General features: G+C 64.8%; 20 protein-coding genes. 12 read left to right on the top strand and 8 right to left on the bottom strand.

Annotated elements, in window-relative coordinates; genetic code table 11:
• Positions 1–148 precede the first annotated feature (148 nt).
• From ACWHY3_RS14160 to ACWHY3_RS14130, 7 genes are all read left to right on the top strand, one after another.
• The gene (locus tag ACWHY3_RS14160) at positions 149–1,669 is read left to right on the top strand and encodes an ABC transporter substrate-binding protein (RefSeq protein WP_448126814.1); all 1,521 of its coding nucleotides are present in this window, start codon (positions 149–151) and stop codon (positions 1,667–1,669) included.
• Positions 1,670–1,745: 76 nt separating this feature from the next.
• Complete coding sequence (locus ACWHY3_RS14155; protein WP_303854613.1) at positions 1,746–2,663, top strand: ABC transporter permease; 918 nt, start codon at positions 1,746–1,748, stop codon at positions 2,661–2,663.
• 10 nt (positions 2,664–2,673) lie between these two features.
• Positions 2,674–3,609 (top strand): ABC transporter permease, encoded by a 936-nt coding sequence (locus tag ACWHY3_RS14150; protein WP_448126813.1) that lies wholly within the window; start codon positions 2,674–2,676, stop codon positions 3,607–3,609.
• Positions 3,609–4,610: an ABC transporter ATP-binding protein gene (locus ACWHY3_RS14145; RefSeq protein WP_256961110.1), complete on the top strand. Its 1,002-nt coding sequence runs from the start codon at positions 3,609–3,611 to the stop codon at positions 4,608–4,610. Before ACWHY3_RS14150 ends, ACWHY3_RS14145 begins: the two co-directional genes overlap by 1 nt.
• Entirely contained in the window at positions 4,607–5,635 is a 1,029-nt protein-coding gene (locus ACWHY3_RS14140; RefSeq protein WP_448126812.1) for an ABC transporter ATP-binding protein, read from the top strand. Before ACWHY3_RS14145 ends, ACWHY3_RS14140 begins: the two co-directional genes overlap by 4 nt.
• A 59-nt stretch (positions 5,636–5,694) precedes the next feature.
• On the top strand, positions 5,695–7,113 hold the full coding sequence (locus tag ACWHY3_RS14135) for a M20 family metallopeptidase (RefSeq protein ID WP_332779159.1): 1,419 nt from the start codon (positions 5,695–5,697) through the stop codon (positions 7,111–7,113).
• On the top strand, positions 7,101–8,291 hold the full coding sequence (locus ACWHY3_RS14130) for a M20 family metallopeptidase (protein WP_448126811.1): 1,191 nt from the start codon (positions 7,101–7,103) through the stop codon (positions 8,289–8,291). The genes ACWHY3_RS14135 and ACWHY3_RS14130 overlap by 13 nt, the downstream gene beginning before the upstream one ends.
• Before the next feature lie 39 nt (positions 8,292–8,330).
• Here ACWHY3_RS14130 and pip read toward each other — a convergent pair whose 3' ends face one another.
• The gene (gene pip, locus ACWHY3_RS14125; protein WP_448126810.1) at positions 8,331–9,287 is read right to left on the bottom strand and encodes a prolyl aminopeptidase; all 957 of its coding nucleotides are present in this window, start codon (positions 9,285–9,287) and stop codon (positions 8,331–8,333) included.
• Between the two features lie 134 nt (positions 9,288–9,421).
• Between pip and ACWHY3_RS14120 the strand changes: the two genes are divergently transcribed.
• Together ACWHY3_RS14120 and ACWHY3_RS14115 are read left to right on the top strand one after the other, a co-directional pair.
• Complete coding sequence (locus ACWHY3_RS14120; RefSeq protein WP_448126809.1) at positions 9,422–9,577, top strand: hypothetical protein; 156 nt, start codon at positions 9,422–9,424, stop codon at positions 9,575–9,577.
• Complete coding sequence (locus ACWHY3_RS14115; protein WP_087718399.1) at positions 9,574–9,951, top strand: diacylglycerol kinase; 378 nt, start codon at positions 9,574–9,576, stop codon at positions 9,949–9,951. Before ACWHY3_RS14120 ends, ACWHY3_RS14115 begins: the two co-directional genes overlap by 4 nt.
• Positions 9,952–10,011: 60 nt before the next feature.
• On the opposite strand, the gene ACWHY3_RS14110 is transcribed toward ACWHY3_RS14115, so the two are convergent.
• From ACWHY3_RS14110 to nadC, 4 genes are all read right to left on the bottom strand, one after another.
• A complete protein-coding gene (locus tag ACWHY3_RS14110; RefSeq protein ID WP_448126808.1) occupies positions 10,012–10,626 on the bottom strand; it encodes a nucleotidyltransferase family protein in 615 nt (204 codons plus the stop codon).
• The gene (locus tag ACWHY3_RS14105) at positions 10,616–11,587 is read right to left on the bottom strand and encodes an XdhC family protein (RefSeq protein WP_448126807.1); all 972 of its coding nucleotides are present in this window, start codon (positions 11,585–11,587) and stop codon (positions 10,616–10,618) included. Before ACWHY3_RS14105 ends, ACWHY3_RS14110 begins: the two co-directional genes overlap by 11 nt.
• A 372-nt stretch (positions 11,588–11,959) precedes the next feature.
• Entirely contained in the window at positions 11,960–13,114 is a 1,155-nt protein-coding gene (locus tag ACWHY3_RS14100) for an SIR2 family protein (protein ID WP_448126806.1), read from the bottom strand.
• A 4-nt stretch (positions 13,115–13,118) separates the two neighbouring features.
• Positions 13,119–14,027 (bottom strand): carboxylating nicotinate-nucleotide diphosphorylase, encoded by a 909-nt coding sequence (nadC, locus tag ACWHY3_RS14095; protein WP_448126805.1) that lies wholly within the window; start codon positions 14,025–14,027, stop codon positions 13,119–13,121.
• Between the two features lie 148 nt (positions 14,028–14,175).
• Here nadC and ACWHY3_RS14090 point away from each other — a divergent pair, with 148 nt between their 5' ends.
• Together ACWHY3_RS14090 and ACWHY3_RS14085 are read left to right on the top strand one after the other, a co-directional pair.
• Positions 14,176–14,415 carry a hypothetical protein gene (locus tag ACWHY3_RS14090; protein WP_448126804.1) on the top strand — a complete coding sequence of 80 codons (240 nt, stop codon included), beginning with the start codon at positions 14,176–14,178 and terminating at the stop codon, positions 14,413–14,415.
• Positions 14,412–15,923 (top strand): sodium:solute symporter family protein, encoded by a 1,512-nt coding sequence (locus ACWHY3_RS14085; protein WP_448126803.1) that lies wholly within the window; start codon positions 14,412–14,414, stop codon positions 15,921–15,923. The genes ACWHY3_RS14090 and ACWHY3_RS14085 overlap by 4 nt, the downstream gene beginning before the upstream one ends.
• A gap of 18 nt (positions 15,924–15,941) precedes the next feature.
• Here ACWHY3_RS14085 and ACWHY3_RS14080 read toward each other — a convergent pair whose 3' ends face one another.
• Together ACWHY3_RS14080 and ACWHY3_RS14075 are read right to left on the bottom strand one after the other, a co-directional pair.
• A complete protein-coding gene (locus tag ACWHY3_RS14080; RefSeq protein WP_256961111.1) occupies positions 15,942–17,141 on the bottom strand; it encodes an MFS transporter in 1,200 nt (399 codons plus the stop codon).
• Complete coding sequence (locus ACWHY3_RS14075) at positions 17,138–18,103, bottom strand: GlxA family transcriptional regulator (protein WP_087718404.1); 966 nt, start codon at positions 18,101–18,103, stop codon at positions 17,138–17,140. Before ACWHY3_RS14075 ends, ACWHY3_RS14080 begins: the two co-directional genes overlap by 4 nt.
• Before the next feature lie 193 nt (positions 18,104–18,296).
• On the opposite strand from ACWHY3_RS14075, the gene ACWHY3_RS14070 reads away from it, so the two are divergent.
• Positions 18,297–19,595, top strand: coding sequence for a carbohydrate porin (locus tag ACWHY3_RS14070; RefSeq protein WP_448126802.1), 1,299 nt, complete (start codon positions 18,297–18,299; stop codon positions 19,593–19,595).
• A gap of 71 nt (positions 19,596–19,666) precedes the next feature.
• Here the strand turns inward: ACWHY3_RS14070 and katG are convergent, their stop codons facing one another.
• Entirely contained in the window at positions 19,667–21,826 is a 2,160-nt protein-coding gene (gene katG, locus ACWHY3_RS14065) for a catalase/peroxidase HPI (protein WP_303856347.1), read from the bottom strand.
• Positions 21,827–21,892 lie beyond the last annotated feature (66 nt).

Genomic DNA, 21,892 nt, shown 5'->3' with positions numbered 1-21,892 from the left:
GCGTTCGATAGCTTCGAGTGAAAAGGCGTCGACCCGAAGGCGGTCCAATAACACAACGACAGGGCCGCTGGAGAAGACGCTGCCGGTGATACGCCGGGCTCTCGTTCGATAACAGACTCTCGTCCAACAACACAAAAACGAGGTTGATATGCGCTCTAACCTGACGCTTCGCCATATCGTGGCCGGCACGGCGCTGTGCTGCCTGTCGCTGCCTGCGCTGGCCAACAAGGCCAACGATACGCTGGTCTACGCTTCCGACAGCGAACCCGAGAACATCAGCCCCTATCACAACAACCTGCGGGAAGGGGTGATCATCTCGCACCTGGCGTGGGATACGCTGGTCTACCGCAACCCCGAGACCAACGACTACGAGCCGATGCTCGCTACCGATTGGCAGTGGGTCGATGACACCACGCTGGAGATGACGCTGCGCCAGGGCGTCTCGTTCCAGAACGGCGAGCCGTTCAATGCCGACGACGTCGTCTTCACCTTCAACTACGTGGTGTCGCCGGACTCGAAGGTGGTCACGCGCCAGAACGTCGACTGGATCGAGAGCGTGGAGAAGATCGACGATACCCATGTTCGCTTCCATCTCGACGGGCCTTTCCCGGCGGCGCTGGAGTATCTCTCCGGGCCGCTTCCGGTTTTCCCGGACCAGTACTTCCAGGAAGTCGGTCTCGAAGGTTTCAGCAAGAAGCCGATCGGTACCGGCCCCTATCGGATTACCGAAGTGACGCCGGGCGAGGGCGTCAAGCTGACCCGCAACGACGACTACTTTGCCGACAGCCCGATCGGCAAGCCGCATATCGGCAAGCTCGAGTTCAAGGTGATTTCCGATCAGGACTCTCGCGTGGCGCAGTTGATGACCGGACAGGTCGACTGGATCTGGCGTGTGCCGGCGGATCAGGCCGAGCAGATGCAGAGCATGCCCAACCTGACCGTGGACAGCGGCGAGACCATGCGTGTCGCATATATCTCCTTCGATGCCGCCAGGCGCGAGAATTCGCCCTTGAGCCATCTCGAGGTACGTCAGGCGATCAACCATGCGATCAACCGACAGGGCATGGCGGACAATCTGGTGCGGGGCGGCAGTCGCCCGCTCTATGCACCCTGTTTTCCCGCCCAGTTCGGCTGCGAGACCCAGGATGTGGTCGAGTATGCCTATGACCCCGACAAGGCGCGCCAGTTGCTGGCGGATGCCGGCTACGGCGACGGCTTCGAGCTGGACCTCTACGCCTATCGCGAACGGGACTACGCCGAGGCGATGATCGGCGATCTGCGCGACATCGGTATCGATGTCAATCTGCGCTTCATGACCTCGCCGGCGCTGCTCGAACAGCAGCGTGGCGGCAACACCGACATGTCGTTCAAGACCTGGGGATCCTACTCGGTCAACGACGTCTCCGCGTTCACCAGCGTCTATTTCGGCGGCGGCGCCGACGACCACTGGCAGGACGAGCAGGTCCAGCAGTGGCTTCACACCGCCGACACTTCCGTCGATCCCGAGATGCGCAAGGAAAACTACCGCAAGGCGCTCCAGCGGATCTCGGAGCAGGCCTACTGGGCACCGCTGTTCTCCTACTCCACCTACTATGCCTACACCTCGGATCTGAACTTCACGCCCTATCCGGATGAGCTGCCCCGTTTTGCCGAGGCCAGCTGGAAGTAACGCTTTCCGATATCCGCAACCCGTCCGCGCGGCCTCGACTCGACGAGGAGGAGGCCGCGTGGCGTGAGGAGGTTCCATGGGCACTTTCATCGTCCGCCGGATTCTGGTCGCGATGAGCGTGGCGCTGACCATCTCGATCGTCAGCTTCATGCTGCTGCACCTTTCCGGCGATCTGGCGACCTCGATCGCCGGGCCAGAGGCCACCGCCGAACAGGTGGAACAGATCCGGGTGGATTACGGCCTCGATCGGCCGATCGTCAGCCAGTACCTGGATTGGCTGGGTGATGCGCTGACCTTCGACTTCGGCCGCTCCTATTACTACCAGAGCACGGTGGTCGACCTGATCGTGGATCGCATGCCGGTCACGCTGACGCTGGGCGGTCTCGCGCTGGCGCTGGCGGTAGGCATCTCGATTCCGCTGGGCGTGCTGGCGGCGCTCAAGCGCGATACCTGGATCGATCGGCTGGCGCTGCTGTTCGCGGTGGTCGGGCAGGCGATGCCGAGCTTCTGGTTCGGCCTGACACTGATCGTGGTCTTCGCGGTGACGCTGCAATGGCTGCCGGCGGCGGGCAGCGACGGCTGGCAGCATTTCGTGCTTCCGGCGATAGCGCTGGGCTACTACGCCACACCCGCGATGATGCGGCTGACGCGTACCGGCATGCTCGAGGTACTCGAGTCCGACTATATCCGCACGGCACGCGCCAAGGGGCTGCGCACCGGGTCGGTGATCTTCAAGCACGCGCTGCGCAACGCGATCATCCCGGTGGTCGCGCTGGCTGCCGTCGAGCTCGGCTTCATGCTCGGCGGTTCGGTGGTCATCGAATCGGTCTTCTCGCTCAACGGCCTGGGGCAGCTGGCCTGGGACGCCATCTCGCGCAACGACTATCCCGTGGTGCAGGCCGTGGTGCTGATCATCGCGCTGTTCTACATCGTGCTGACATTGCTGGCGGACGTCGCCAACGCCGCGCTCGATCCCCGCATTCGCACCCGCTGAGGAGAACGACATGACGACTTCGAGCGTTTCGCCAACCGCTTCTTCAGCCTCGACGCCTGGCACTGGCCTCGGCGAAATTTCGCTGCAGCCACCGGCCTGGTCGCGAGTGACGCGGCGACTGTTCGGCCATCGTGGCCTGGCGATCGGCCTGATCGTGGTCGGGCTGGCGATCCTGATCGCCATCTTCGCGCCGCTGCTGGCGCCGCATGATCCGTATCACCAGGACATCGCCAATCGCATGGTTCCGCCGGTCTGGCATGACGAGGGTTCCTGGGAGCATGTACTGGGCACCGACAAACTGGGACGCGACACCTTGAGCCGGCTGCTCTTCGGCACCCGCATTTCGCTGACCATCGGGCTGGTGGTCGCGCTGATCTCCGGCGTCATCGGCACCACGCTGGGCGTGCTGGCCGGCTACTTCGGCGGGCGCGTGGATGCGGTCATCAGCTACGTCATCACCACGCGGCTGGCGATGCCGGTGGTGCTGGTGGCATTGGCGCTGGCCTCGCTGACCGGTGGCTCCTTGACCACGGTGATACTGCTGCTGGGGCTGCTGCTGTGGGACCGCTTCGCGGTCGTCTCGCGCTCGGTCACCCAGCAGGTGCGCGATGCCGAGTACGTCTTTGCTGCGCGCACGCTGGGCTGTTCGCTGCCCTACATCCTGCTGCGCGAGGTGCTGCCCAACATCGCCGGCTCCCTGATCGTGGTGATGACCCTGGAAATGGCTCACGCGATCCTGCTCGAGGCGACGCTGTCGTTTCTCGGCATGGGCGTTCAGCCGCCGCTGCCGTCCTGGGGGCTGATGGTCGCCGAGGGCAAGGCCTACATGTTCTTCCAGCCCTGGGTCATCGCGATTCCCGGTATTGCGCTGTTCGTGCTGGTACTGGCGATCAACCTGCTCGGCGATGGGTTACGGGACCTCAATGCACCGGGAGGGCGCAACTGATGCCATTACTCGAAGTGAACAACCTGCGCGTCGACCTGCCGGTAGAGGCCGGGACGCTGCACGCCGTGCGCGGGATCGATTTTCATGTCGAGCGTGGCGAGATGCTCTGTCTGGTGGGGGAGTCCGGCTGCGGCAAGTCGATGACCTCGCTGGCCCTGATGGGGCTGCTGCCTCGCAAGGCCAGGCTCACGGCCGATCGCCTGCAGTTCGACGGCATCGACCTGACCATGCTTTCCGAGCGTCGCCGCAGCGATCTGCGCGGGGCACGAATGTCGATGATCTTCCAGGAGCCGATGACCGCGCTCAACCCTGCCTACACCCTGGGCAACCAGCTCTGCGAAGGGCTGATCCGTCATCGCGGCGTCAGCCGGCAGGAGGCGCGCGAGCGGGCGATCTATCTGCTGGAGCGCGTCGGCATCAGCGCCGCGAAAGACCGTTTGAACCAGTATCCGCATCAGCTCTCCGGCGGGCTGCGCCAGCGCGTGATGATCGCCATGGCGCTGATGTGCGAGCCGGACCTGATCATCGCCGACGAGCCGACCACCGCGCTCGACGTGACGATCCAGGCACAGATCCTGCGTCTGCTGCGGGAGCTGCAGCAGGAGTTCGGCACTGCGGTGATCTTCATCACTCACGACCTTGGGGTCGTGGCGCGCATCGCCGATCGGGTGGCGGTGATGTACGCCGGCGAGGTGATCGAATCGGCACCCACGCCGGCACTCTATGCCAATCCGGCTCATCCCTACACCCGCGGGCTGTTGAGCTGCATTCCCGCGCCGGGCAAGACGCCGCCCGGCAGTCGGCTGCAGGCCATTCCGGGCGTCGTGCCCAGCCTGGTCGGGCACGTCGAGGGGTGCGCCTTTCGCAATCGCTGCCCGCAGGCGCAGCCGACCTGTGAGCGGACCCCGCCGTTGATGTCCCTGTCCGGCGATCATCGCGCCCGCTGTCACTATGCCGACCGGCCGGTACCGGCACCGCGTCCACCGGAGACCATTTCATGAACGCACAACCCATCACCGAGGTAGCCGAATCCCGCCCGTTGCCGTCGGACTCCGCTTCGGTATCCCGTGCCGTCACCCCGGCGCTGGAGCTTTGCGGGCTCTCGAAAACCTTCACCCTGGGCGGGGGCCTGTTCAAGCGCGGACGCACGCTCGGTGCGGTCAGCAATGTTTCGCTGCGGATTCCGCGCGGCCAGGTCATGGGGCTCGTTGGCGAGTCGGGCTGCGGCAAGAGCACGCTGGCCAAGATGCTGCTGGGGCTGACGACGCCGAGCGACGGCGACGTGCTGGTCGATGGCAGGCCGGTACGGGGCGCCGATCAGAAGGCGTTGGCCCGCCACATTCAGCCGATCTTCCAGGATCCATACTCTTCGCTCAATCCGCGTAAGCGAATCGCCCAGATCGTCGGCTTGCCGCTGCGGGTGCATGGCATTGGCACGCCTCGCGAGCAGGCGGCGCATGTCGCCGAAACCCTGGATGTGGTGGGTCTGCCCCGGCGCGCCGCCGAGCAGTTTCCCGGCCAGCTTTCCGGCGGGCAGCGTCAGCGCGTGGCGATCGCCCGCGCGCTGGTCATGCGTCCGGACATCGTGATCTGCGACGAGCCGACCTCGGCGCTGGACGTCTCGGTCCAGGCGCAGATCCTCAATCTGCTGCTCGATCTCAAGGCCGAGTTCGGGCTGACCTACCTGTTCATCAGCCATGATCTGGCCGTGGTCGAGCATCTGGTCGACCGGGTCGCGGTGATGTATCTGGGCCGCATCGTCGAGGAGGGCACGCGGGAGCAGATCTTCGGCTCGCCACGTCACCCTTATACCCGGGCGCTGCTGGATTCCGCACTGACCCCGGAGCCGGGGCTGGGCGTGCCGTATATCGGGCTGGGCGACGCCACGCCGGACCCTAGCGATCCGCCCGCCGGCTGTGCCTTCCATCCGCGCTGCCCCAAGGCGCAGGCGACCTGCCGGCAGCAACGGCCGCGGCTGGAAGATATTCGGGGCGATAACGCCCGGGTGGCCTGCCATCTGGCTTGAACCGCCCCCCACGGCGATCGCCAGTTCAACGAGTGTTCCTAGTCAACGAGGAGAGATTCATGGCGCGATCACAAGCGCTGCAACACGCCTGGCAAGCCTTCGACAGCGGCGACTTCCTGCGCCAGCTCGAGGCCCGCGTCGCGGTACGCAGCGAAAGCCAGGAGGCCGGGCGCGACGACGAACTGCGGCGCTATCTGACCGATTTCGTGATTCCCGATATCGAGAAGCTGGGCTTCACCTGGGAGATCGTCGACAACCCGGTCGACGGATTCGGGCCGTTCCTGCTGGCCGAGCGTATCGAGGCCGAGGCGGCGCTGACGCTGCTGACCTACGGCCACGGCGATGTGGTGCGGGGTTACGACGGGCAGTGGCGCGAGGGGCTTTCGCCGTGGCGGATCGTGGTCGAAGGCGAGCGCTGGTACGGCCGCGGCACCGCCGACAACAAGGGCCAGCACACGCTCAATCTCGCCGCGCTGGAAAGCGTCATAGCCGCGCGCGGCGGCACGCTGGGTTACAACGTCAAGTTGATCCTGGAGATGGGGGAGGAGACCGGCTCGCCAGGCTTGAAGGCCGTCTGCGAAGCGCATCGCGATCGTCTGTCGGCGGATCTGTTCATCGCTTCCGACGGCCCGCGCCTGTCGGCGGGCTCTCCGACGCTCTTCCTCGGCTCCCGCGGCTCGTTCAATTTCGACCTGCGCCTGCGTGCCCGCGACGGTGCCCACCACTCCGGCAACTGGGGCGGGGTGCTCTCCAATCCGGCGACGCGGCTCGCCAACGCCTGGTCTACGCTGGTCGATGCCCACGGCAGGATCCTGATCGACGGTCTGCGACCGCCAGCCATTCCTGCTGCCGTGAAGGAGGCCGTTGCTTCCCTGGAAGTCGGCGCGACGCCGGGCGACCCCCCGATCGACCCGAACTGGGGCGAGCCGGGCCTGTTGCCGTCGGAACGGCTGTTTGCCTGGAACACCCTGGAGCTGCTGGCGATCAAGGCCGGCAACCCGGAGGCGCCGGTCAACGCCATTCCCGGCGAGGCCTACGCACACTGCCAGCTGCGCTTCGTCGTCGGCAGCGACCGTGAATGCTTCCTCGATCACCTGCGCCAGCATCTCGACGCTCACGGCTTCGAGGATGTGGAGGTAAGCAGCGCGCGCATGTCGCAGATGAACGCGACGCGGCTCGATCCGACGGACCCTTGGGTGACCTGGGCACTGGCATCGATGCGGGAATCCAGCGGCAAGACACCGACGCTGCTGCCCAACCTGGGCGGTTCGCTCCCCAACGATATCTTTGCCGAGACGCTCGGCCTGCCGACGCTGTGGGTGCCGCACTCCTATCCTGCCTGTTCCCAGCACGCCCCTGACGAACACGCGCTGGCGAGCATCGTGCGGGAAGGTCTGGGTATCATGGCCGGGTTATGGTGGGACCTGGCCGAACAGGGCCGAGACATAGTGAAGGAGCGCGAACGATGGCATCGCTGAATGACGCGGAGACGATGATGACCACGGCCTGCGACTGGCTCGCCAGCCAGCAGGCGGAGATGATCGAGTGCCTGAAGACACTGGTCGATATCGACTCCAACAGCTATGACAAGGCCGGCACCGATGCGGTGGCGGACGTCATCGTCGAGTGGCTGGAGGCCGACGGTATCGACGTCACGCGTACGCCGCGGCCGGAATCCGGCGATATTCTCGAGGCGCGGCTGGAAGGCGATGGCAGCGACGCCAGCGTCGGCCACGTGCTGATGATGGGGCATCGGGATACGGTATTCCCCACCGGCACGGTGGCCGAACGCGGCTTCACACGTGAGGGCGATATCGGCTATGGCCCCGGTGTTGCCGACATGAAGGCCGGCCTGGTGCTGAATATCTTCGTGTTGCGAGCGCTCAAGCGGCTGGCACCGCTGCCGTTCCCGGTGCGGGCGCTGTTCACTGCGGACGAGGAGATCGGCTCCCGCGACGGCACGGCGTTCATTCGCGAAGCGGCCAGCGGGGCGCGGGCCGTGCTCAATGCCGAACCCGGCAGGATCAGCGGTAACATGGTCACCGGCCGCAAGGGCGGTGCCGCCTTCCAGATCGAGGTGACCGGTGTGGCTGCGCACTCCGGCGTCAGCCACGCCGACGGCGCCAGTGCCATCGAGACGCTGGCGCGCAAGATCGTCAAGCTGCACGCGCTGACCGACTACGACAGCGGCGTGACCACCAATGTCGGTCTGATCGAGGGCGGCGTCTCGCGCAATACCGTGGCTCCCTCGGCGACGGCCCAGCTGGATACGCGCTTCGTCACCAATCAGCAGCGTGTCGAGCTGCTGGCGGCGATCGAGGTGATCATCGCCGAGGAAGAAGTCCCTGGAACGCAGGCGACGATCCGCCAGACCTCCGGCTTCCTGCCGATGGAGCCGGCCATGAGCGAGGCACTGTTCGTCCGTTACCGCGCCCAGGCGAAAAAGCTCGGCTTCAGCGTCGAGGGCGAGTTTACCGGTGGTTGTTCGGATGCCGGCACCACGGCGAGCCTGGGTATCCCCACGCTCTGCGGCACCGGCCCGGTCGGCGCCAAGATGCATACCGACGACGAGTATTGCCGCCTGGACACCTTCGTGCCGCGGGCGCAGGCGGTGGCCGCAACGATTCTGGATCTCGCCGCCGACGCATCACGCTGAGACGCGCCGGGGCAACACTCGGAATCTACGGATGGCGGATCAGCGGCGATCGGCGAAGCGGTCGGTCGCCCGTATCAGGGCGGCCAGGGTTTCGGGCTCGCTGAACGCGTGGCCGGCCGCCTCGATGATCTCGAGCGTGGCATCGGGCCACGCCTTCGACAGATCCCAGGCATTCTGAAGCGGGCAGACCATGTCGTAGCGGCCGTGAATGATGACGCCGGGAATGCCCTCGAGATGATGGGCCTGGCGTAACAGCTGGTCATCGAATTCGAAGAACCCCTTGTTGATGAAGTAGTGATTCTCGATCCGTGCGAAGGCCAGGGCGAAATGGTCGGCGGCATGCGAGGCGGTGGCATCGACGGGGATCAGCTTCGAGGTCTCGCCTTCCCAGACGCTCCAGCGCCGGGCGGCTTGGAGCTGGCGCTCGATGTCATCGCCTTTGAGCAGTTCGTGAAAGGCGGGAATGATATCGTCGCGCTGTTCCTCGGGAAGAATCGACACCAGCCGCTCCCACTTTTCGGGGAACATGTTGCGCGCGCCGTGCTTGTAGAACCAGTCGAGCTCCTGCTGGCGCATGGTGAAGATGCCGCGCAGCACGAGTTCGCTGACGCGCTCGGGATGCCGCTCGGCGTAAGCGAGGGCCAGCGTCGAGCCCCAGGACCCGCCGAAGACCTGCCACCGTTCGGCACCGATCATCTCGCGCAGGCGTTCCATATCCTCGATCAGATGCCAGGTGGTGTTGTCGTCGAGGCTCGCATGCGGCGTCGAGCGGCCGCAGCCACGCTGATCGAACAGCAGGATGTCGTAGCGCGCCGGGTCGAACAGCTGGCGATGAATCGGTTTGCAGCCGCCGCCGGGGCCGCCGTGAAGAAAGGCCACCGGCTTGCCGTCCGGGTTGCCGCAGCGCTCCCAGTAGACCTGATGACCGTCGCCGGTATCCAGATGGCCGGAGACATGGGGTTCGATAGGCGGATAGAGCGGATTGGGTTCAGACATGGTTGACCTTGTTGGAAATGGGGCGCTGTCGTGGCACTGACAAAAAGCGTCGCACTGACAAAAAGCGTCTCGCTGACAAAAACGTCGCACTGACGAGAAACCAGCATAAAGGCCGCGTGGGGCAGGAACCAGGCATGGCGCCGACTCGATGCGAGGCCGGTGATGTCGTCATGCGGCTCTGCTACCATCGTCGCCATTCAATTGGCTTCGGCGCGCCGAGATCGGTGCCGAGCTATCGTTTCGTTGCCGAGGGGGCGATCGCCAGCGCGGTCGAATCAGAGAGTCCATGAAATCACGTTCCGGCGATACCGGTTTTCGCCATCTGTTTCACTCCACGGGCTACTCGTTGAAGGGGCTGGTTGCCGCCTTTCGCAACGAGGCTGCCTTTCGCCAGGAGGTAGCGCTCTGCGTCATTCTGGTGCCGTTGGCTTGGTGGATCGGCGAGAACCCCGTCGAATGGCTGGTACTGGTCGGCAGCTGCGTCTTTGTGTTGATCGTCGAGCTGCTCAACAGTGCGGTGGAGACGGTCGTCGATCGCATCGGCCCGGAGCATCACGAGCTTTCCGGGCGCGCCAAGGATATCGGCTCTGCGGCGGTGATGCTGGCTCTGGGCATGGCGGCGGTGACCTGGGGGTTGTTGGCGTGGGACAAGTTCGTCGGCTGAATTCCCAGGCCCACCGCCCGCCCCGCGAGTTCGATACCAATCGACGCCTTCCGGTTCAGCTCAAACCGGTGCTTCAAGATCCCTTGGGGTATCGACGTCCCGCCAGATGCCGGCATCGTCGACATCGATGACATGAACGGCTTGGCGATTCGCCTGCACGACGCCCCTGGCGCCTTCCCCTTCCTTCAGTTCGGCCAGCGCCGGCCACAGATCACGCCCGAACAGCACCGGATGGCCACGTTTTCCTTGGTGGCGCGGCATGACGATGCGTGCCGGGCCGGCGTGCCGGTTGAGTCGTGAACAGGTGGCGGCGTTCAACCACGGCATGTCGGCCAGAATCACGGCGGCGGCGACAGCGTTGTCCTGCTGTGAGATCAACTCTCGAAATGCGTCGCCGAGGCTGCCTCCCAGCCCGTTGCCCGCATGCGGGGCCGCCATGCGGAGGAGATCGTTGTAGGCCACCAGGGCTTCGCCCAAGTCATCCTCCGGGCGGGTGACCAACCAGCATCGCGGATAGACCTGCGAGGCGGTTGCCAGCGTCGTCTCCAGCAGGGTTCGCCCGTCATTTAGCCTGGCCCGGCGCTTGTCGCTGCCGAACCGTCGAGACACACCGGCGGCCATGATCAGCGCGACAATTTCGGGCGACCGCTCCTTGCCCCGAAATTCACAGCTCATGGCGTGGCTTGCCGCGACGCACGCGCAGGATGTCGGCGACCACGGCGAGGGCGATCTCGGCAGGGGTCTTGCTGTCGAGATTGAGCCCGATCGGCATGTGAATCCGCGCGATGGCCTCGTCATCCAGGCCGCCGGAGCGCTTCAGGCGCTCGGCGCGCTTCTCGGAGGTGCGCTTCGATCCCATCACGCCGATGTAGAACGCCGGTGTGCGCACGGCTTCGATCATCGCCAGGTCATCGATGCGGGGATCGTGGGTCAGGGCGACGATGGCGGTGGCGGCGTGAGTGGCGCCGGAGCCGATGAACAGCGACGGCAGCACCGCCTGTACCTCGACGCCTTCGATCCGGAAATCGCGTCTGGCTTCCTCTCTGGGATCGCAGACGATCACTTCGAATCCCAGCGCGCGGGCGAATTCGGCGCAGAAGTGCGATACCGGCGAGATGCCAGCGATGATCAGGCGAAGTGCCGGGCCGACGCGAAGCTGGATGATCTGGCCGTCGCGTTCGACCCGCGGGCCGTTTTCTCCCGCCTCGACGAAGCGTTTGCGGCCGCTTTCCAGATCGATCCGGCGCACCAGCGAACGTTGGCCCAGCAGCGTGGCGTGCAGCACTTCAAGATGCGTCAGGGTGGCGGCATCCGGCGCCAAGCGCTCCACCAGCACGTCCAGAATGCCGCCGCAGGGTAGCGAAACCTGGGGAGATTCATCGGCTCCTTCACCGTAGCGAACCACCGACAGCGCATCGCCGAAATGCCCTTTGGCGATCTTGCCGAGGAAGTCTTCCTCGATGCAGCCGCCGGAGAGCGAACCGACATGGGCGCCGTCGGCCCTGGCGACCAGCATCGAACCGGGCTCGCGCGGCGAGGAGCCGAACGTCGCCAGCACGCTGCAGAGCCAGATCGTCTCGCCGGCATTGGCCCATTCGAGGGCGGTATCGAGAACCTGTAGATCGAGATGTTGCATGTTGCATCCGTTGTTATGCGGGAATGCCGCGTCGTCCATAACGGGCGGGGGGCGTTGTGGTCTCTAGGGTCTGTTGACGTTTCATGCACGGCCGCGCCGGAGCCAGTTTTTGTGCGGGGCAAGGCGTGAGGAGCGTAGTTTGGTCGTTCCAAATGAACGACGAATAACGCAGCACCGTGCAAAAACTGGCCCGGCCCTTCGGGTTGCGCGGCAAATGGCGCCATGCGGCGTTGCGGGATTGGAAAAGGAAACCACCCTTCTCTGCATCCCGCGCCTGGCCTGGCGCCATTTGGCTCAGCAACGCGGTTCGCGCTGAAACGTCAACAGACCCTAGGATAAGCGATCGTCGACCGGGCATGACAGCCGATGATGTCAGTGCCGGGCCAGCTGCTTGCAGAAATCCTCGAAGCGCCCGCTGTAGTAGTGCTCGCGTGGCCAGCCGGTGCGCGGAAGGTAGAAAAACATCTCTTCGAGACGTGACTTGATGGTGGTGTGGTTCTTGGTGTCGATGACGAACACGTGCTTGCCTTTGGCGTCGTTGGGGCTCTCGGCCAGCTGGCGCAGGATGAAGCGCACCAGCGAGTCCTCCTGCGGCATGCTGTAGCCGACGATCACCAGCACGTCGGTTTCCCGCAGCAGGCGCACCGCCTTGGGAAACACCTGATGGAAGTAGGGCTCGTCGTAATCCTGAACCTGAGAGGGCAGGATCAGCAGGGGCGGCTCCTGACGAATCTCCGCATCGCTGCGGCGTCGGTATTCGAAGTCGAACCCCTGTGCCGTGGGCAGGATCTCGAACCCGCCGTTGATCTTGATCACGTTGCGGTCGACGGTTCGCGGCAGGTGCTCCCAGATCGAGCCGCCGCAGATGCGCTGCGGGGTGATGCCGCGATAGAGCCTTCCGAATACCGGTGCCTGCTGGCGATAGACATGCTCGAGAATGGTCTCGATGGTGAAGTCGTAGTTGGTGGTCAGGAAGTGGTAGAGCGGCCAGTTCTCGTCGAGGCCGGCCCGGCCGGCGCGGTCCTCCAGCGAGGCGAAGAACTGCATGATCGCGCGTTGGCCTTCGCTGTCGTAGGGCGAGGTGAAGCGTAGCGTGTCGTCGTCGACGTTGTGGATATCGCAGGCGGCGCTGAAGCGGCGCATGACCAGCGTGCGCAGTTCATGGATGCTCAGCCGCAGGTTCTGATCGTCGAAGTAGCGATTGCGGATATCGGGATAGCGCACCTGCATGTCGAGGACGTAGCGCAGGTTCTTGAAGCGCTCGAAGTCCAGGTGGCGGTAGTCCTCCCAGCCGATGACGTGCATCACGTGCTGGAGGTTGGGGAAGTCACGGATGTCGTCGAGATCGATGGCGAACAGCTCGCCGTCCGTGGGCGAGCGCGGGTCCCACGCCTTGGAGAATCCCGCCCCGCACCAGAAGGTGACCACGGGTGGCTTGCGCAGGTCGAAGTCCTGATCCAGCAGCCCGGTCATCAGTGTTTCGAACGCCTCGACCGTGGCGGCATTGTTGATGTCGGTGGAGGACATCGAGTCAACTCGCCTGCATAGACGGGGCATCCACGTCATCGAGACCGATGTCGACTGCCGGTGCCGACTGGGTGATACGACCGACCGAGATGAAATCGACGCCGGTTTCGGCGATATCGCGAATCGTCTCCAGGCGCACGCCGCCGGAGGCTTCCAGCGGCACGCGGCCGTCCACCAGCTCGACCGCCCGGCGCATCGTCTCGACCGGCATGTTGTCGAGCATGATCACGTCCGCGCCGGCCGCCAGAGCTTCTTCCACCTGATCCAGCCGGTCGCACTCCACCTCGATGCGCGTCAGCACCGGCACCCGGGATCTGGCCCGTGCCACGGCTTCGGCAATGCCACCGCAGACCGCGATGTGGTTGTCTTTCAGCATCACGCCGCTGTCCAGGCCGAGACGGTGGTTGCGGCCGCCGCCGCAGGCCACGGCGTGTTTTTCCAGCGCGCGCAGGCCGGGGGTGGTCTTGCGGGTATCGACCAGTTGCGCGCCGGTCCCGGCAATCCGCTCGACGTACCGGGCGGTGAGCGTGGCGATGCCGGACAGATGCTGGATCAGGTTCAGCGCCGTACGCTCCACGGTCAGCAGGCTGCGGGCCGGGCCCTGCAGTCGCATCAGCACGGCACCCTCAGGCACCGTCTGGCCGTCTGCCGACAGGCGTTCGATATCGATACCGGCGTCGTAGAGCGAGAAGACGCGTGCCGCGACAGCGAGCCCGGCGATGGTCATCGGCTCTCTCGCGCGCATCTCGAACCGGCCTGTCATGGCTTCATCGACCATCAGGGTGGCAGTCAGGTCCACGTGGCCGATGTCCTCCTGCAGGAAGTCGCGCAGGCGCGTGTCGAGCGCCATGGGATCCATCTGCCAGACGATTGAGGTGTTCGATACGTTCGAAGAAAGTTGCGTTGCGGTCATCGAAAATTCCATTGCGGTTTCATCGTCCCCCGAGACTATCGCGTTATCATGGTCCCGCCGCAGCCTCGGGGATGTCGACTGCAGAGACTCGGGAACCTGAGGCAGAACTCGAATAACGATCATTCAAACATAGCATGGGGAATCGCCAATGAGCGCTCGGCGCTGGATATGGGGCGTCTGGATACTGGTCCTTTCATGTTACGTCGTGCCGTACGGCCTGCTCGGCCAGGTCCAGGCCTGGTACGGCAGTTTTCTGTTCTGGTGCATCGTCGGTGTGCTGGTCATCGTTGCCAACATCATGATCACGCGCTCCTTCCGGGATGAAGCACCACGCGACACGGTGTCTCGGGGAGACGAATTTTCCGCTGGCAGGGAGAAGCGACCATGACGATCGGACTGATCTGGAGCGCGGTCATCGTCTACTTGATCGTGGGCCTGGGCGTTGCCTTTCTCTCACGCGGCAGGACGACCAACGGGGCCGGCGTCGACATGTCCGGCTACTTCCTCGGCAACCGGCAGATGAAGGGCTTCGTTTCCGCGCTGAGCTACAGCGCGACGACCTACAGCGCCTTCATGATGGTGGGGCTGGCGGGGCTGACCTACGCCGGCGGCGTCGGGGCGTTCGGCTTCGAGATCGTCTATTTCGCCGGCGTGTCTCTGGTGGCGATCTTTGGCCCCAAGTTCTGGGCAGTGGGCAAGCGCTTCGGTTACGTCACCCCCAGCGAAATGCTGGGTCACCGCTACGGTGACAAGAAGGTCGCCGTGGCGACCGCGGCGGCGAGCTGCCTGTTCCTGATTCCCTACGCGGCGGTGCAGCTGGCCGGCGTCGGCTATCTGCTGGCGGGGATGAGCGGCGGGTCGATCTCGTTCACCACCGGCGTGGTGGTGGCGACGATCCTGGCGATCCTGTTCTCCTATATTGCCGGGATTCGTTCGGTGATGTGGACGGACTCGCTGCAGGCGCTGTTCATGATCGTGGCCTCGACGCTGGTCGCGCTGCTGGTGGTGCACTCGCTTGGCGGCTTCTCGGTGCTGTTCGACACGCTCGCCACGCAGCATCCAGCCTCTCTCACCGTACCCGGGCCGGGGCTGTTCAGCTTCACGACGTTTCTGGGGCTGACGATTCCGTGGTTCTTCTTCAGTCTCTCCAACCCTCAGGTGAGCCAGCGGCTGTTCATGCCGGCGTCGCTCCGGTCGATGCGCCAGATGCTGATCGGTTTCCTGGTGTTCGGCTTCATCTACACTCTGGTCTCGGTCCTGTGGGGCTTCTCGGCGCTGGTTGCCTTCCCCGATCTGGCCAAGTCGGATCTGGCGACGCCGACCCTGCTGGCCTCCGAGCACGTGCCGCCGGTGCTGGGCGTGATCGTGATGGTGGGCATTCTGGCGGCGGCGGTGTCGACCATCGATTCGATCATGCTGACGCTCTCCTCGATGCTGTCGCGTGACGTCTACGCCAACGTCGCGGCCCAGGCCAGCGAATCCCGCCAGCTCAAGGTCGGCAAGTGGGTACTGCCGGTCATCGCGATCCTGGCGTTCGTCTTCGCCGAACTGCAGCTCAACCTGATCGCGGTGTTGTCGGTGGCGGCATCGACCGGCCTGGTGGTGATCGTGCCGGCAATCATCGGCGCCTTCTACTGGAAGCGCGGTACGGCAGCCGGAGCGCTTGCCAGTATCGTGATCGGCGGGCTGGCGGTGATCTATCTCTACGCCACCGGTACCAAGCCGCTCGGCCTGCCCCCCGGCATCTGGGCGTTGCCGATCGCGGTGGTGCTGTTCGTGGCGGTCAGCCTGGCGACTCGCACCTCGCGCGAGACGGCCGAGGCGTTCATGACCACCGCTGGCACTGCCGGGCCGGATTCCGGGGCCGCCAGCGTCGAGCGTTCGCCGCTCGCTTGACGGAGGTGCCGTGCCTCGTTACTGCTGGGCGGTCAGTGTGCCCCCGGGGCGTCGGCGCATCGCCACCGCGATCGCCAGCAGTACAGCGATGGCCGGAATCAATACCAGATTCAGCGCCTGCCAGCCCAACCAGGCATTCAACGGGCCGGCCAGCAGGGCCGACAGGCAGGTCAGCGAGAACACGATGCAGTCGTTGACCGCCTGGACCCGCGGCGCCTCCGCGGGACGATAGGTGGTCGTCAGCCAGGCGCTGGCCGGCAGGAAGGTGAAGTTCCAGCCCAGGCCCAGCAGCAGCAGACCGGCGCCGAAGGCCCAGAGCTGGGGCGTCAGCCAGGCACACAGGGCGCTGCCGAGCAGGCACACGGCGCCCGCCGCGATCATGTTGGCGTGACCGAAACGCCGGGTCAGGCGTCCGGTGAAAAAGGAGGGCGCGAACATCGCCAGCATGTGCCATTGGATCACGCTGGCGACCTCGCCGAAGGCGTGGCCGGCCTGCGACATCGCCAGCGGGGTGGCGGTCATCGCCAGATTCATGACGGCATAGCCCAGCGCGGCACTGGCTATCGCCGCCAGCGATTGCGGTTGCCGCAGCAGCAAGTGCAGGGAACGGGCGGGACGGGGCGCGTCTCGATCGTTGGGGTCGGGCAGCACAAGGGCCTGTAGGATTATCAGGGCTGCGAGATAAAGGCCCGCCAGGCCGAAGAAACTGCCCAGGAAGGGAACCTCGAAGATATTTTGTAATCGCCGGGCCATCCACGGGCCGAGTAGGGCGGCGACGATACCGCCGGCCATTACCAGGCTGATGGCGCTGTCACGCTGGCGAATGTCGGCGGCGCCCACCGCGGCGAAGCGGTAGAGCATGCCGACGCCGATGCTCATACCGATGGCGAAGGTGCCGAGGTTGAATAGCCAGAAGTGTTCGTCGATCAACGCCAACAGGCAGCCAACGATGCCTGCCAGCCCGACCAGGTTGCCGATCAGAAAGGTGCGTTTGCGACCAAGGCGCGCGGTGAGCCAGCCGGCCGGCAGGGTTGCCGCGGTCAATCCCAACAGCTGTGCGGCCACCGGCAGCGTGCTCCAGTCGGCGGAGGGGGAGAGTGCCGCTCCGATCAATGGCGACGAGGCGATCAGCAGCACATTGCCGCTGACCAGTAGCGCCTGGCACAGTGCCAGCCCCCACACGGCAACCGGCAGGCGAGCCGATACTGGTGATGTCATGAGACCTCCGGTTGTCGATGACCGAAACGCGCACGGTAGACACTGGGTGCAAGGCCATAGTGGCGCTGGAACAGGCGTCTGAGTTGTTCGCTGCTGCCCAACCGGCAATGTTCGGCAATGCGCGACAGCGAGGCATCGCTCTCCGCCAGCGATCGACGCGCCGATTCGAGCCGCAGGCGGGTGAGGAACTCCCCCGGCGTCATCTGCAACTGCTGGCGGAAGAGGCGCTGGAAGTGGCGGGGTGTCACTGCCATTCGGGCGGCGAGGGTCTCGCTGTCCCATGCCTGCAATGGATTCGTCAGTACCTCGTCGATCAGCCGACGCAGGCGTCCCTGGCTGGCGAGCTGGCAACGCAGGCCTTCGCTGAACTGTGCCTGGTCGCCGGGGCGATGCAGAAACATCACCAGTTCGCGGGCGACGCGGCCGGCCAGCGCATCGCCATGGTCACGGGCCACCAGCGCGAGCGCCAGGTCGATGCCGGCCGTGACGCCTGCGCTGGTATGGATGCCGCCACTCTCCAGATAGAGCGCCTCGGCGCTGACTCGTATTCCGGGGAATTCAGCGGCGAGCCGCTGCGCCTGGCGCCAGTGAGTGGTGGCGCGTCTGCCTTCGAGCAGACCGGCCCGGGCCAGGGCAAAGGCGCCGGTGCAGACCGAGCCGACTCGGGGCGTCGAGCGCGCGCGTTCACCCAACGCCTGGACGATGGTGTCGCCCAGCGCATGGACGCCATGGCCGCCGGCAATCAGCAGGGTATCGCCCGGCGTGGTCTCGGCCAGGGCATGGGTGGCTATCAGGGACATGCCACTATTGGTGCGTATCGGGCCTGCGGTTGCGGCCAGCAGGCGCAGTCGATAAAGCGGTGCCGCAGCTTCGTCGTTGGCGCTGGCGAAAACCTGCCAGGGGCCACTGACATCCAGCAATTGGCAGTCGGTGTAGGCGAAAAGGTCGATGGTGTGCGTCATCTAGCGGCATCCGGAAAGCGTCGTCACAGTCTGAAGCCGCTGCGGGATGTCGGCAATGACATCGATCCCACCAAAAACGACACCTCATTCTTTAGTCGACTTTACAACTTTTGGATGTTTTCCGGTGCTTTCCATGGAGAGGATTTGCGGATTATTCTTAAAGTTTATTCTACTAACTAAGTTGGAGAACGCCATGTCACCTTCAATTTCTCGCCGTGTCGGTGGATTGCCATTGATGCTTATGGGTAGCTTGTTTCTGGCGGGTTCGGCTCAGGCCTATTCCGCGTTTTCACCGGATTCCCCCTACATGTTTGGTGACTGGGGTGGCGAGCGCACGGCGCTGGAAGAAGCCGGAGTCTCTTTCAACTTCGACTACGTGGGTGAAGCGGCGACCATTCTCGATGGCGGCTACCGCGACAGCCACGTGACGAAGTACGCGGATCAGTTCGCGGTCGGTGCCAATTTCGATCTCGACCGTCTCGTGGGGATTCCCGACGCCGAGTTCCAGGTCACGGTGACCAACCGTAACGGGCATAGCGTCAACGACCGCATGAGCGATCCCGATGCGACCGTCGGCGGTTCTTCGGTGCAGGAGGTCCAGGGGCGCGGCCCGGTCACGCGATTGACCCAGTTCTGGTACCGCCAGCGCTTCCTCAACGATGCCTTGGCGATCAAGCTCGGGCGTGTTCCGGTGGGGGACGATTTCGCCACCATCGATAGCAACTTCCAGAACCTGGCGTTCGGTAGCGGGCAGCCCGGCAACCGGGGCAACAACATCTATAACTGGCCGATCGCGCAATGGGCCGCGGTGGTGCGTGCCGACTTCACGCCAGAGTGGTATCTCCAGTTCGGCGCCTTCGACGTCAACGACAGCAACCTGGAAAACGACAACGGCTTCGATCTGCGCACCAGTGGCAGCGATGGCACGCTCTATCCGGTCGAGCTGGGCTTCACGCCGACGTTGAACGGCCTGCCGGGCGCCTACAAGGTGGGTTATTACTACAACGACGTCGACAGTCGCGCCTACGGCGATCGGCCCGCCAGCAGCACCACCAACGCCGGCCTCTACTACGTGGTTCAGCAGCAGGTGACCACCCGCGACGGCAATTCGGACCGAGGCCTGACGCTGTTCAGCATGGGCAACGCCAACCATGGAGATACCGCCGGCATCGACCGCTATGTCTCGATCGGCGCGACCTACGCCGGCCCCTTCGACGCCCGCCCGCAGGACGACGCCGGCATCGGGCTGGCTTATCTGCACGTCAACGACGACGTCAACGATTACATCGACTACTACAACGCCATGCCCGGCAATACCCTCTCGCCGTTGCCGCGCCAGGGTCACGAGTACGATGCCGAAATCTATTACAGCTTCAACCTCACCAACTACCTGACGCTACGACCCAACCTGCAGTACGTGGTCAATCCATCGGCGGTGGATTCCGTCGACAATGCCTGGGTTGCCGGCACCACGCTCAAGGCGAGTTTCTGAGCGAAGCGGGCACAAGAAAACGGCGGCCCTAGGGCCGCCGTTTCTTGGGCGTTTTGCCGATACGGATCGACCTATGCCAGGTCGAAGCGGTCCAGGTTCATCACCTTGGTCCAGGCGGCAACGAAGTCCTTGACGAACTTCTCCTTGGCATCGCTGCTGGCGTAGACCTCGGCCAGCGCGCGCAGTACCGAGTGTGAACCGAACACCAGATCGTTGCGGGTGGCGGTGTACTTCAACTCGCCGCTCTTGCGATCCTTGCCCTCGAACAGTTCGGCCTCGCCGTCCACCGCTGTCCATACGATGCCCATGTCCAGCAGGTTGACGAAGAAGTCGTTGCTGAGCACGCCGACCTTGTCGGTGAACACGCCATGGCTTGCGCCATCGTGGTTGGCGCCCAACACGCGCAGGCCGCCGATCAGCACGGTGAGTTCCGGCGCGGTCAGGGTGAGTTGCTGCGCCTTGTCGATCAGCAGCGTCTCGGTGGGGATGCTGAACTTGCCCCGCTTGTAGTTGCGGAAACCATCGGCGATCGGCTCCATCGCCGCGAAGGAGTCGACGTCGGTCTGTTCCTGAGCGGCATCGACGCGGCCCGGTGCGAACGGCACTTCGATCTCCACGCCCGCCGCCTTGGCGGCCTGCTCGACGCCGACATTGCCGGCCAGCACGATCACGTCGGCCAGCGAAGCCTTGCCGGACGTCACCTGGATTTCCCGAAGCTTGGGCAGGACCGAGACCGCGATTCGGTTGACTTCCCAATCCTTCTGCGGTGCCAGGGCCAGGCGTGCGCCGTTGGCGCCACCGCGCTTGTCACCACCACGGAAGGTGGAGGCCGAGGCCCATGCGGTGGAGACGAGTTCGGAGACCGACAGGCCGGAATCGGCGATCTGCGCTTTCAACTCGGCGACGTCCGCCGCGCTTGGCGCGTGGATCGGAGCCGGCAGCGGGTCTTGCCAGATCAGGTCTTCCTGCGGCACTTCCGGGCCGAAGTAGCGAGCCTTCGGACCCATGTCGCGGTGAGTCAGCTTGAACCAGGCGCGGGCGAAAGCGTCGGCGAAGGCCTGCGGATCGTTGAGGAAGCGACGCGAGATCTTCTCGAACTCGGGATCGAAGCGCAGCGTGAGGTCGGTGACCAGCATGGTCGGCTTGCGCTTCTTCGACGGATCGAACGGGTCGGGGATGATCTCCGGTGCGTCCTTGGCCTCGTACTGGATGGCGCCGGCCGGGCTGCGGGTCTGCACCCATTCGTACTTGAACAGGTTCTCGAAGAAGTAATTGCTCCACTGGGTCGGGGTCTGGCTCCAAACCACTTCCAGGCCGGAGGTAATGGCGTCGGCGCCCACACCGCTGCCATGGCTGCTGGTCCAGCCCAGGCCCTGCTGTTCCAGCGATGCGGCTTCGGGGTCCGCACCGACCTTGTCCGCCGGACCGGCACCGTGGGTCTTGCCGAGGGTATGGCCGCCGGCGATCAGGGCGACGATCTCCTCGTCGTTCATCGCCATGTTGCCGAAGGTGGCGCGGATGGCCGGGGCCGCCGAGAGCGGGTCGCCACTGGCGTTCGGGCCTTCCGGGTTGACGTAGATCAGGCCCATCTCGGTGGCGGCCAGCGGATTGTTGGCCAGGGTTTCCGGGTCACGGTGCGCCAGCCAGGTCTTCTCGTCGCCCCAGTTGACGTCCATGTCCGGTTCCCACACGTCCTCGCGGCCGGCGGCGAAACCGAAGGTGCGGAAGCCGGAGGATTCCAGCGCCACGTTGCCGGCGAGGACGATGAGGTCGGCCCAGGAGATCTTCTGGCCGTACTTCTGCTTGATCGGCCACAACAGGCGGCGGGCCTTGTCCAGGCTGACGTTGTCCGGCCAGGAGTTGAGCGGAGCGAAGCGCTGCTGGCCACGACCGGCGCCGCCGCGGCCATCGACGAGGCGATAGGTGCCGGCACTATGCCAGGCCATGCGAATGAACAGGCCGATATAGGAGCCCCAGTCGGCCGGCCACCACTCCTGCGAGTCGGTCAGTACCGCCTTGAGGTCGGCCTTCAGTTCGGAGTAGTCGAGTTTCTGGAATTCTTCGCGATAGTTGAACTGCTCACCCAGCGGGTTGGAGCGCTCGGAATGCTGGTTCAGCAGGTCCACGCGCAACTGGTTCGGCCACCAGTCCTGATTGGTGGTGCCGCTGCCGGCGACGGTCGTACTGGCCTTGCCGGAAAACGGACACTTCGCTTCGGTTTCGTTCGACATCTCTCTATCCTCATCTTCTTATGAATCCAGTGGCCGAGCCGGCACGGCCGAGCGCCACCGGAGGCT

This window comes from Salinicola sp. NYA28a, assembly GCF_976982775.1.
This window is presented reverse-complemented; position numbering and strand designations above follow the sequence as displayed.